This window comes from Marinobacter sp. bablab_jr008, from assembly GCF_016464145.1.
GTDB lineage: Bacteria > Pseudomonadota > Gammaproteobacteria > Pseudomonadales > Oleiphilaceae > Marinobacter > Marinobacter nauticus.
Genome location: NZ_JACDWW010000070.1, coordinates 36,926 through 48,994 on the forward strand (window position 1 = coordinate 36,926; position 12,069 = coordinate 48,994).

General features: G+C 59.7%; 10 protein-coding genes. 6 read left to right on the forward strand and 4 right to left on the reverse strand.

Annotated features, from left to right (window positions below; translation table 11 throughout):
- Positions 1 to 74 precede the first annotated feature (74 nt).
- The 5 genes from JIF53_RS13360 to JIF53_RS13380 all read left to right on the forward strand — a co-directional run bounded on the left by JIF53_RS13360 (position 75) and on the right by JIF53_RS13380 (position 4,283).
- Positions 75 to 2,213: a marine proteobacterial sortase target protein gene (locus JIF53_RS13360; protein ID WP_199452819.1), complete on the forward strand. Its 2,139-nt coding sequence runs from the start codon at positions 75 to 77 to the stop codon at positions 2,211 to 2,213.
- Positions 2,210 to 2,797, forward strand: coding sequence for a class GN sortase (locus JIF53_RS13365; RefSeq protein WP_199452821.1), 588 nt, complete (start codon positions 2,210 to 2,212; stop codon positions 2,795 to 2,797). The genes JIF53_RS13360 and JIF53_RS13365 overlap by 4 nt, the downstream gene beginning before the upstream one ends.
- Positions 2,798 to 2,846: 49 nt before the next feature.
- A complete protein-coding gene (locus tag JIF53_RS13370) occupies positions 2,847 to 3,566 on the forward strand; it encodes a lysophospholipid acyltransferase family protein (RefSeq protein WP_199452824.1) in 720 nt (239 codons plus the stop codon).
- 71 nt (positions 3,567 to 3,637) lie between these two features.
- The gene (locus JIF53_RS13375; protein ID WP_011787088.1) at positions 3,638 to 3,880 is read left to right on the forward strand and encodes a GlsB/YeaQ/YmgE family stress response membrane protein; all 243 of its coding nucleotides are present in this window, start codon (positions 3,638 to 3,640) and stop codon (positions 3,878 to 3,880) included.
- Position 3,881: 1 nt separating this feature from the next.
- Positions 3,882 to 4,283, forward strand: coding sequence for an MAPEG family protein (locus JIF53_RS13380; protein WP_199452826.1), 402 nt, complete (start codon positions 3,882 to 3,884; stop codon positions 4,281 to 4,283).
- A gap of 57 nt (positions 4,284 to 4,340) precedes the next feature.
- Here the strand turns inward: JIF53_RS13380 and JIF53_RS13385 are convergent, their stop codons facing one another.
- Entirely contained in the window at positions 4,341 to 4,781 is a 441-nt protein-coding gene (locus JIF53_RS13385) for an OmpA family protein (RefSeq protein ID WP_199452828.1), read from the reverse strand.
- A 225-nt stretch (positions 4,782 to 5,006) separates the two neighbouring features.
- Between JIF53_RS13385 and JIF53_RS13390 the strand changes: the two genes are divergently transcribed.
- Positions 5,007 to 6,458, forward strand: a complete 1,452-nt coding sequence (locus tag JIF53_RS13390) for a rhomboid family intramembrane serine protease (RefSeq protein ID WP_199452830.1) — start codon at positions 5,007 to 5,009, stop codon at positions 6,456 to 6,458.
- 18 nt (positions 6,459 to 6,476) lie between these two features.
- On the opposite strand, the gene JIF53_RS13395 is transcribed toward JIF53_RS13390, so the two are convergent.
- From JIF53_RS13395 to JIF53_RS13405, 3 genes are all read right to left on the reverse strand, one after another.
- Complete coding sequence (locus tag JIF53_RS13395; protein ID WP_199452832.1) at positions 6,477 to 7,931, reverse strand: hypothetical protein; 1,455 nt, start codon at positions 7,929 to 7,931, stop codon at positions 6,477 to 6,479.
- A 119-nt stretch (positions 7,932 to 8,050) separates the two neighbouring features.
- Positions 8,051 to 9,037 (reverse strand): response regulator, encoded by a 987-nt coding sequence (locus JIF53_RS13400; RefSeq protein WP_199452834.1) that lies wholly within the window; start codon positions 9,035 to 9,037, stop codon positions 8,051 to 8,053.
- Complete coding sequence (locus JIF53_RS13405) at positions 9,031 to 11,931, reverse strand: MHYT domain-containing protein (protein ID WP_199452836.1); 2,901 nt, start codon at positions 11,929 to 11,931, stop codon at positions 9,031 to 9,033. Before JIF53_RS13405 ends, JIF53_RS13400 begins: the two co-directional genes overlap by 7 nt.
- Positions 11,932 to 12,069: the final 138 nt, after the last annotated feature.

Sequence of the window (12,069 nt, forward strand, 5' to 3'; positions counted from 1 at the left end):
GCCTGTTTCTGCCATCGGGTTGCCCCGTGGCTGAGCTGAAATAGTGGCATCACCATCAAGACAAGGAAAATCCAATGATGCTGCTATCGCTGCTTGCTAACCCGGTCGTTCGGCCGGAATGTCACCATCCCTCCTTAAAACCGTTGCTGTCGACCCGCGCCAGACGAAACATGATCCGCTGCGCCGAGGGCATCAGCCTCTGGCTGGCTATGGTGCTGATGTTGTTTGTGCATCCGTTGTATGCCGAGGCCCGCGCCATGGAATCCGAGCAGCCCGGGCAGCTGTATCTGGTTGAGCGCAACAGTGCGTGGCAGGAACCGGCACTGGTTCTGGACAGCCGGTTTGAAGTACAGGTGACCGGCTTGCTGGCGCAGACGCACCTGACCCGGACCTTTCGCAACACCAGCGATGTCTGGCAGGAAGGCCTGTTTGTATTCCCGTTACCGGAGCAGGCCAGTGTCTATGGCCTCACCATGACCGTTGGCGAGCGGCGGATTGTGGGCCAGCTACAGCCCCGGGCCCAGGCTCGCCAGAACTATGAAAAGGCAAAGCAGGCTGGCCAGAAAGCAGCGACCGTGGAGCAGAACCGGCCGAACCTGTTCACCAGCCGGATTGCCAACATCGCACCGGGCGAGGAGGTGACGGTGGAAGTGCAGTATCAGCAACCGGTAAGCTATCGCCATGGCGAGTTCGAGTTGCGTTTGCCTACCACGCTTACACCCCGATACATGCCTGGCGCACCTGTTTCTGCGCCCGCCAGTGCATGGCAATCCGGCTGGTCATTACCCACCACGCAAGTTGCCGACGCCGATGAAATCAGTCCGTTTACGGTGCTTCCTGACGATGTAAACGCCGGCAGTCACCGCGCGACCATTGCCTTGGAGATCGAAGCCGGGTTACCAGTAGATGAGGTGACCAGCCCCAGCCATCCCTTGCAGGTAGAGCTGGAGGGTAGCCGCGCAAAAGTGGCGCCGGAACACGGGCCGATATTGATGGACCGGGATGTGATCGTGCGCTGGCGGCCCGCCGGCAGCCAGGCGCCGACGGCGGCGTTGTTCCATCAGCAATGGCGAGGCGAGGATTTTCTGATGGCCATGGTCATGCCCCCGGCGACCACCGGCCAGGTTCTTCGCCGGGAGCTGCTGTTTGTTATCGACACCTCCGGCTCCATGGCCGGGGAGTCCATCCGGCAGGCCCGCTCGGCCTTGTTGCGCGGGCTCGATACTCTGCGCCCCGGAGACCGGTTCAATGTTATCCAGTTCAACAGCCAGGCCCATGCCCTTTATCCGCAACCGGTGCCCGCCAATGGCCACTATCTGGCACGGGCGCGTCGTTATGTGCAGGATCTGGACGCCGATGGCGGTACCGAAATGGCGGGTGCGCTGTCACTGGCGATGGGTATGGACAGCTCGGAATCCACTGGCCATGTACAGCAGATGGTGTTCATGACCGACGGCGCCGTCGGCAATGAGTCGGCCCTGTTCGATCAGATCCGCACCGGGCTTGGAAACCGCCGGCTGTTTACCGTCGCCATCGGTTCTGCTCCAAATATGCATTTTCTCCGGGAAGCCGCGCGCTGGGGCCGGGGCCAGTACACCGCGGTACACAGCGCAGCGGAAGTGGATAAAGCCCTGGGCAAACTGTTTGCCGCCATGGAAGCGCCGGTGATGACGGATGTCGAGGTGCAATGGCCCGGTACTGTTGCACACCCGGTCCCGGCCAAGCCGGGGGATCTGTTCCATGGTCAGCCTCTGGTGCAGGTGATTCGTGGCGCACCGGCTGAAGGGGAAGTGACGGTCTCCGGCCGTTTGCCCGGCGGCCGGCCGTGGCGTACCAGCCTGGATCTTGCCAGTGCTGCGCCGGGCAAGGGCCTGGACCGACAGTGGGCCCGGGGGCGCATTGATGCGGTTTTGGACAGCGCACGCCTGGCGGGCACTGAGCCTGATGAGGCGGCCATCGTCGAGCTATCGCTGAGCCATGGTGTGATGTCGCCGTTCACCAGTTTCGTTGCCATTGAGGAGCGCGTATCTCGGCCAGAGGCAGAATCCCTCAATCAGGAGGCCGTGCCCACCTTGCTGCCGGCCGGCAGCCAGCCCGGAATGCTGCGTTACCCGCAAACTGCCACCTTCGGCCCGTTGCTGACCGCCCTGGGGCTGGTAGGGCTGATGTTCTCGCTGGCCATTGTCATGCTCAGCCGGAGGCAGACACTATGAACCGGGCGTTGTTATTGCTGGTGGGTTGTTCCGCCACCCTGCTGGTTTTTGGTTTGTGGATTCCCTTCAAGGCACTGGTGGCCCAGGAAATGCTGGAGCTGGCCTGGGCCGAAAGCCAGGCTCGGCAGAGCGAGGCTCGGCCCTGGCCCTGGGCCGATACCTGGCCAGTGGCGAAGCTGGATATACCGGCACAGGGTGTGTCCATGATCGTGCTGGAGGGCGTGCATGGTGAAAGTCTGGCCTTTGGTCCCGGGCGAGTGCCAGGCAGTGAAGGTCCCGGTGCGCCGGTGGTGCTTGCTGGCCACCGCGACACCCACTTTCGCCATCTGCAGCACCTGGAGCCGGGCGATGCGGTCAGGCTGCAGGGCATGGATCGGCAGTGGCGACGTTATCAGGTGACGGCCACCCGGGTGGTGGACAGTTCCCGGGAGTCTCTGGATACCCGGTCGCTGGCCCAGGGTACTCTGGTAATGATCACCTGTTACCCGTTTGACAGCCTGGACGCCTCCGGACCCTTGCGTTATGTGGTGGAGGCAAAGCCGGCTTACGGTATGGAACAAACTGATACTGTTGCCGCTCTGTGATGTTGGCGTACACTTGTGCGCCAAAATGCAGTGGATCGGATCAAACAGAATGTCACTAGTTCGAAAAATCCTGGCCTGGCTCAGTGTTCCTGTCGTATGCCTGGTCATGATGGTGCTCTACCTCTTACGCCCTTTTAACCCCGACAATAACCGCATTCTGGGCTGGGTCGTGGCCAGAATCGGCCGATGTATCCTGGGTATGAAACGTCCCCTCTATGGCGCTGAAAACATGCCCAAGGATCGGCCGACCGTGATTATCGCCAATCACCAGCAGAACGATGACCTGTTTGTGATGGGTGATTTGCTACCGCCTCGTGGTGTGGCGGTTGGTAAATCTTCACTGGTGTGGGTGCCATTCTTCGGGCAGGTATTCTGGCTGGGAGGCAATATCATCCTGAATCGTGGCCGTTCCACCAAAGCGGTGGCCACCATGCAAGCTACCAGCGACGCCATCAACCGGGAGCGCAAGAGCATCTGGGTGTTTCCGGAGGGAACCCGCAGTCGTGGCCGTGGCCTGGGTAGCTTCAAGAAAGGTGCGTTTCATATGGCCGTTGCCGCTGGTGCGCCCATCACCATGGTGTGTGCCGGCGAATACCATGGCAAATCCAGAGGCTGGACCGGACGACGGGAGCCTGTCCCTTTGCGGATCCTGCCACCCGTCGAAACACAGGGCATGACCAGTTCAGACATTCCTGAACTGATGCACCGTTGTCGCCAGCAAATGGAAGAGGCCATTACTGACCTCGCACTTACCCACGGAACTGCTTGAACAGCCAGTGAAAACAGGGCAGTCTTTCGGACGAAACTGACGCTGATTCTGGACATCTGGGGAGTGACACAATGAACCTGATCTGGTTTCTGATCATTGGTGGTCTGGCCGGCTGGCTGGCCGGACTGATCATGAAGGGCAAGGGCTTTGGCGTGCTGGCCAACATTGGTATCGGGATTGTCGGCTCGTTTATCGGCGGCTTCCTGTTTGGCCTGTTGCAGCTGTCGGCCCACGGCGCCATTGGCCGCCTGGTGACCGCAACGGTAGGCGCCGTATTGCTGCTGGCCATCGTCAACAAGATCAAGAAGGGCTGACATGATCGTACCTGTCACTGCTGTTTTCGCGGCTGTCACCGGCCTGTTGTTGCTGGTGTTGTCGGCTCAGGTGGTCAAGTACCGGTTGAAATACCGCAAGGGCCTTGGGGTTAATGATGACCCGGAATTCGAGGCTGCCGTGCGCGCCCACGCCAATCTTGTGGAATACGCACCGCTGGGGTTGATCATGCTCGCCATTGCCGAGCTCAATGGCGTTTCCAGTTCGCTGATTTACTGGACCGGAATGGCGCTGGTGGTGGGCCGCATTCTCCACGCCTGGGGCATGATCAATGGCAAGGGCGGGCCACACAAGGCGCGCATGATCGGTATCCTGCTGACCTGGCTGGCGATTCTGGTTGCGGCCTTGCTGCTGTTCTGGAACGTCTGGCAGGTTTATGGCTGAGAAGGTGTCCAGCCATTGAAGAACGGGGCCGCGAGGCCCCGTTTGTGTTTCTGGCGATTACAGTGCCTGGGCGATATCCAGGCTCAGGTATTCCAGTTCCACCCGCCGGTTGGCAGCGTGATCTTCCGGCCGGGTCAGCGGGCGATCGGAGCCCCAGGTGGCAAGCAGGATGGCCGATTGCGACACGCCTTCCTGAATCAGTAGCCGGGCCACAGCATTGGCCCTGAGCCGGGCCAGAAAACGGTTGTATTCGGCAGAGCCAAAATTGTCGGCGTGGCCGTGAATCCGGACCCGCATGCCGGGGTGCCCTTTGATATAAGCCGCGTGCCGCTTGAGCATGTCGATATCCTGGGCATCCAGGGTGTGTTTGTTGAAACCGTAGTGGAATCGGGTACGGTGGGGACGGTCGGCGTCGGCCGACAGTTGCCCGTTGGCGCCGGCGAAGGCCAGGGCGGCCTTGGCCAGCATATCGGGGTTGTCCAGAACGAGTACGGTCATTTGCTGCTTCCTCGAGTCGAGTGCCCGGCGTTTTTTGTTATGTCCCCTTCACTATTGATGTCAGAGGCCATAACGGCAATTGGCGAATGGTCGATAGCCACCCGGGTTCTATAGCTACCGATTGAATGGCATTTGTGTGACTGTGTGATTACACCGGGAAAAGAAGGCCCCGCTGTGGTAAAAAGCAGCTTTTCAGGGACAGATTATGATGAATTGTGACCGCCCATGCTGATTATTCCTGCCGAGAATGCCGTTAACTGGAAACGCCCGCCCTGGGTAACCCTGGGCCTGATCATGGCCTGTTTGCTGGTGTTTCTGTTCTACCAGGGCGGAGACGACCGCAAGTTCGAAGCCGCACTGGAAGACTATCTGGAGAGCGATCTGCTGGCCCTGGAGGCCCCCGCCTATGAGGACTACCTGCAGCGGGAAATCCAGTTCGAAGGCAACCAGCAACGGGTTCTGGAGTTGCAGGAGTTCCAGCAGCTTCAGGAAAATGAGGAGGAACTCTGGCAGGCGGTGACGCTGCTGCTGGATCGTGAGTTTTACCAGTATCTGCAGCAGAACCGGGACCTGATCTGGGCCCCGGCCCAGCGCAACCTTTGGCTGGAGCAGCGCTCGGCGATTGAGCAACAGTGGATCAGCCGGATGAGTGCCTATCAGTTGGGACTGGTGCCGGCAGAGCTCTCGCTGTACACGCTCATTACCTACCAGTTCCTGCACGGCGGCTGGGGCCATATCATCGGTAACCTGCTGTTCCTGTTCCTGCTGGGTTTTACCGTGGAAAAAGCGCTGGGCCCGGGGCGCTTTCTGGTGGCTTATCTGGTGTGTGGTGCTCTGTCCGGACTGGTTTTTACCGCCTTTTCCATGGGCAGTCAGGTACCGCTGGTGGGCGCATCCGGCTCCATTTCCGGGTTGATGGGCATGTACGTCGCCATATACGGGCTGCAGCGCATCCGCTTCTTCTACTTCCTGGGCGTTTACTTCAACTATTTCCGGGCGCCCGCTATCGCCATGCTGCCGGTCTGGCTGGGCAAGGAAATCTATGACTACTGGTTTGCCGGTGCCACCGGTATTGCCTACATGGCCCACGCCGGTGGCCTGGCGGCCGGTGCCGGGCTGGTGTGGTTGCTGGGCCAGAGCTGGCTGCAGGTGAAAGAAGAGTTCTTTGAGCCGGAGCAGGAAGAACAGGACGAACAGTTCACCAAGGCCTACGGCCAGGCCATGGCCAGCCTTGGCCGCATGGAGTTCGACCTGGCCCGGCGCCAGTTCGAGGCGTTGCGGGAGCGTTATCCGGAACGGCCCGTGCTGCTCGAGCACCTGTATCAACTGGCTAAATTAAGGCCGGACCTGGACAGCTACCGGATGCGTGCCGAAGAAATGATGGCCGATGCCATCGCCCGGCGGCAGCCGGAACAGATGGTGGATGTCTGGCAGGAGTATCTGAGCAAGGGCGAGGCCTATCATCCGTTGGCACCGGAGGCGCACAATCGTGTGCTGTTCGCCAGCCTGAAACGCCATGATTTCAAAGCCGCGGAGAAGGCGTTTGAGCGCATGCGAGCCAAAGCCGAACCGGACATGGTGAACGAAGCCTGCCGGCTTCTGGTGGCGGAGTTCGAGAAACTGCAAATGGAGCCGAAAGCGCGCCATTACCGGCAGCTGTTGCAGCTGCACGGCTGAGGCGTGGCAGGCACGCCCTCAGTCTGAAACCTGAAAGCTTGCTTTCGGACCTTTCAACGGTTGCTGGTTCGCCGCTTGTTCCAGCCAGACATCAATGTGCTCGTGGGCCGGATGGTTCACGCAGCGCTTCTTGATGAACGACAGGAACGCACTGGCTTTTTCCCACTGCTGCAGGCCATTGGCGAGGGCCTGGGCCACAATCAGATAGGCCGGTGCCAGCTGATCGCTGTCCGGGAAGCGTTTGTGGAAATCCTGCAGCAAACGGATAGCCGCTTTATGGTGGCCCCGATGGTACAGGGTGCCGGCGCATTGCACCGCCAGTTCCGGGTCGTCCAGCTGGAATTTCGGCTCCACCATCTGCAGCGTCTGTAACAGTTGATTCAACCCGTCTCCATCATGCCGTTGGGCCAGCCAGGCCATAATCCTGGGGTGGTAGCGGTACAGCTCTTCGGCATTATTGCGGGCGGTCAGCAACTGGTAGAGCTGGCCGATGCGGGTAGGGTTGGTCCGGTCCCGTTTGAGGGCTTCCTTGAGCATGCTCTGCACACGGTCGTAGTTGCCGTCTTTCAGGTTCATATCCAGATCGGCATCAAACCGGCTGCTGCGATCCCGCTGGTGTTGGTCGGTTTCCGAAATCTCGTCCTGAAGGTCTGAGGCAAAGCCGAGTTCTTCCTGATACTGGAACAGCAGGTAACCCAGCATGTGAAACAGGATCAGGGTAAAGGTGCTGTTCAGGAAACCGGCCAGGGGTTGGGCCACCCACATGGGGAAATGGTTCACGGCAAAATCCTGCGCCGCGCCGGAAGCCAGGGTGAGCAGAATCAGGTATCCGTAAAGTAGGAAGTAGGGCGTGCCGATGCGCGAGATCAGCACCGCCAGGTTCATGGGGTTTACAGCTGCGCCGACCGAGCGCTCCATGGCCAGTACCATGATGCTGGCCGGTAGTGCCAGCACTACAAACGCCACCGCAAGCATCATCAGTATCGGCCCGCCCAGCATGGCGGCGGCGCCTACCAGGCCACCCATCAGCACAAACACCAGCAGTTGCAGCACCACAATGTCAAAACCGCTGCCGGTAAACGCCACCGACACCGCTGGCGGTTTCAGATGGCCTTCAGCGGTGTGATTGATCACCGCATAGGTGTACTTGAACAGCGCCAGCGCCAGCGCCAGCCAGATGATCAGTCCAATAAAGTTGGCCGGCGCCACCACAGGAACCAGAGTGCAGATGGCGATGACAATCAGCGGATCGGTGTGGAAGGGGTAACGGAAAAAGGCCCCGACCCGCTGCCAGAAGGGCACCACTTCGGTGGCTGCGCCCAGATAACGCATGGCTTTACTGCAGCGGGGACAAAGCCCCCGACGCTGGCGGGTATCGGCATCCGGCATACAACGGCTGCAGTAGTGCATCTGGCATTCGCCACAATGCCACTTGGCAGGGTCGCCCGGATGGTAATGACAATCGTGCTTCACGTGAGACAGTTCCTGATCCGTCAGAAATCAGCCGCCAATCATGACAGAACTCGACCCGAGCCGCACCCGCTGTGTTCACAGTTGAGAGGCGGACATGGCCGCGCTCGCCTGTGACGCGATCAGGATTCCTGCCAACGCTGGCGCACCTCAAGTATCGCCGGCAGGCAGCGGAAGAAGGCTCCGACCAGTTCCGGGTCGAAATGCTTGCCGCTTTGCTCGCGAATCAAATCCGTTGCCTGTTCTATCGGCCATGCTTTCTTGTAAGGGCGCTCGCTGGTGAGAGCGTCGAAGACATCGGCCAGGGCCACGATCCGGGCAGAGATGGGAATGGCGGTTCCTTTCAGGCCTTTCGGGTAGCCGCTGCCGTCCCATTTCTCGTGGTGATTCATGGCCACTTCCCGCGCCATGTTGAGCAGATCTGAGCCGTCTTCACCGATGATCTCCGCCCCGATTTCCGCGTGGCGTTGCATGATGACCCACTCATCCGGCTCCAGCTTGCCAGGTTTCTGGAGAATGGCGTCCGGAATGCCGATTTTGCCGATATCGTGCATCGGGGCGGCATTGAGCAGGGTGTCAGACCAGGCTTCGCCGAGCCCCGCCTCCAGTGCAATCAACTGCGAGAAATGGCTCATGCGGATAACGTGCAGGCCGGTTTCGTTGTCCTTGTATTCTGCCGCTCGCCCAAGCCGCTGAACAACGGCCAGCCGGGTCTCTATCAGCTCGTCCATACGCACCAGCGACAGATGGTTTTTCACCCTGGCCCGGACTATCGCCGCATTCACGGGTTTGGTTATATAGTCCACCGCGCCCAGTTCAAAGCCCTGGGCCTCGTCATCTGCGTCCGACAATGCAGTAACGAAGATAACCGGAATAGTGTGGATATCCGGGTCTGCTTTCAGGGTTTTGCACACCTCGTAACCGCACAGGCCCGGCATCATCACATCCAGTAGAACAAGATCCGGTTTCTCGCTGCGTGCCAGTTCCAGCGCCCGCTCGCCATCTTTGGCGAACAGTAACCGGTATTGGTCGGAAAGTATGTTACGCAGTACCTGAAGGTTGGCGGGCTCGTCGTCCACCAGCAACAGGGTCTTGGTGTCTGTCAGCATTGCGAGGCCTCCATGGTGTTGCGAAAGGTCATCAAAAGTTCGGCAGCTTTTTCCGGTTCGAAGTCATCGAGAGCCTCGTTCATAGCATCGGCGATCTCCGTGGGCAGTCCTGGCTTCAGTTGTTCGATAGCACGCTCCGGAATCTCGCCCTGGCTCAGGCGTTCGATCACTTGTGCCAGCGTTTTTGAGTCTATGGCATCCGGTTCAGTCCAGCTTGCGGCGCGCGTTTCAGAGTCTGCTGCTTGTTCGGTCAGCCACTGGCGTGCCCGATCAAAATCGTTCTGGAGCTCCTGCCACAGGGCCTCCGGCACCGGTTTTTCCGATTTCAGCCGGGTTTCCAGATTGGCGAGGGTTGCCGCCAGCTGTCGGAACCCCAGATTACCGGCAATGCCGCGAACCCGGTGGGCGTCTGCCGCCGGGTTGTCGGAGCTGAGACGGATGGCGCGGGGCTGGTTCTCGGGTGCCTGCAACAGGCGTTTGGCTGCCTGTTGGTGTTTTCGGGCATCCGGCCAGAGCTGCTTGACTGTGGTGGCATCCAGCACGCTGTCATCGTCGCGATGGCCGGCGTTGCTGGTTTCGGTGGTCTCAATACCCAGCACCCGGGCCATTTCGCCGGTGAGTTCCGGCAGATTGAGTGGTTTGATGGCGAAGCCGTCCATGCCCGCCTCCAGGGCCTGCCTGCGGTCGTCTTCCAGCACGCTGGCGGTCAGGGCGATCACGGGTGTGTAGCGGCGTTGGGCGGCGGCCTCTTGTTGCCGAATGGCCCGGGTGGCTTCGTGACCATTCATGCCGGGCATCTGCACGTCCATCAGAATCAGATCGAAGGCCTGGTTACGGTAGAGGTCGACCGCTTCTTGGCCGTTGGCGGCCGTGGTGACGTCATGTTTGCGGTGAAGCAGCAAAGTTCTCAGCAGTTCCAGGTTTTGTGGCACATCATCGGCAACCAGAATGCGCAAGGGTGGCAGCGCGATTTCCTGGTCTGCCAGCGTATCCTCGTCCACGGCCAGGCCGGTAGGTAGGGGCAGTTCTACCTGGAAAACCGAGCCCTCGCCCGAGCTGCTGGTCACGCTGATGGTGCCACCCATCAGTTCCACCAGTTGTCGGGCAATGGTCGTGCCCAGGCCAGTGCCACCAAAGCGACGGGTCATGCTGGAATCGGCCTGGGTAAACGGTTCGAAAATCCTGTCGATGCGATCGGCAGAAATGCCAATGCCGGTATCCTCAACCCGGATAACGACCTTGCGCGCAGCCGGTTCCCGCACCTGCAGGGTGACGCCGCCTGTCTGGGTGAATTTTACGGCATTGCTTAACAGATTCAGCACCACTTGCTGAATGCGCAAGGGATCGCCCTGATAGTATTCTCCGGCCTGGTAATCCAGTGTCAGATACAGCCCTTTGCGCGCGGCATTCAGGGATTGGGTGGCAATCACCTGGTCACAGAGGCGGCGCAGGTTGAAATCTTGCAGTTCGAGTTCGGTATGACCGCTGTCCAGTTTGGCGGTGTCCAGAATATCGTTGAGCAGGTTAAGCAGAGACCGGGCCGAGGTTTTCACCACGCCAAGATGCCGTGCTTGAGTTTCATCCAGCGGTGTGTTCAGTACCAGGTCGGTGAAGCCGATAATGGCGTTCATCGGGGTGCGGATTTCATGGCTCATGTTGGCCAGAAACGCACTTTTGGCGGCGGCAGCCTGCTCAGCTTCCTCTTTCGCCCGGCGCAGATCGGTTTCCATTCGATGGCGTTCGGAAATGTCAGTGATGAAGCCTACGAAAGTGCTGATGCCACCCAGCCGGGATTCCCCAATGCCTAGCCGAACCGGAATCTGGTGGCCGTCTTTATGCAAAGCCCAGACTTCCCGGCCGGAACCGATGATTTTGCGTTTCCCGGTACGCAGGTAGTTTTTCAGATAGCCGTCGTGGGCGTCCCGATGAGGGTTGGGCATCAGCATGTTGATATTCTTGCCCACGACTTCATCGGCTCGGTAACCGAAAATGCGTTCTGCCGATTCGTTAAAGGAGAGCACAATGCCCCGATCGGAAATTTTGATAATGCCATCTACGGCGGCATCGACAATGGTGCGCAGTTCGCTGGCGGTTTCCTGACTGCGCCTCATCAGGTCGCGATAACGGGCTACCGCGTTGACCCCGGAGGCGAGCAGGCTGAGCGTTACCGTTACGAATGCAATGGTCAGTGCCAGAATGGTGTGGCTGTTGCTCCCGGGCAGAAAATCCGGGGCGGGCTGGCCGATAAACCGGGCGGCTTCCATCGCAGTGTAATGCATGCCGGCGATGGCCAGCCCCATCACGGTACCGGCGAGTAAACGGCGCTTGTACCCGCGCAGGCGCGTTCTGTGGCGCAGTCCGAAGCTGATCCACAGCGCCAGGGTGCCTAGCATCACCGCCACCACAATCGACAGTGCGAATAACGTTGGGTCGTAGCGAAGTGCCGGCCCGATCTCCATAGCGGCCATGCCCAGATAGTGCATGGCACCGATGCCGGCCCCGACCACCACGCCACCACCGATCAGTCGCTGCCCGGTCAGGTCGTGCCGGGCCAGGAGGCTGAGCGCGACCCAGGAGGCAAACAGGCTCGGAGCGGCGGAAAGCGCGGTAATCCAGGGGTGATAGTGCACATGGGTGGGCATTTCAAAGGCCAGCATGCCAATAAAATGCATGGACCAGATGCCAAAGCCCAAAGCGGCTGAACCACTGAGCAGATGGAGGCGCTGCATGTAGAGGGTGTTGCTGCGGCGCGCAGCGGCAGCCAGGGTTAGCCCCAGGTAGGAAGCGCCCACAGCGATCAGCAACGACAACATCACCAGGCCATAGTCGTATTGGCCCGACACCAGTTTGTCAGCCTCGGGATTCAGAACAAAGAAATGATCAAGCGCCAGCAAGCGAGATTCCTGTAAAAGTCGGGGAAAGCTAAGGTGTATACGGTATCAGTACGGGAATGGCTCAAGTATCGTCTTTTTGTTTAACTTGTATACGCCAGGTTACGGATGATACTGACAGTATTCACCGGGGTAATGCGG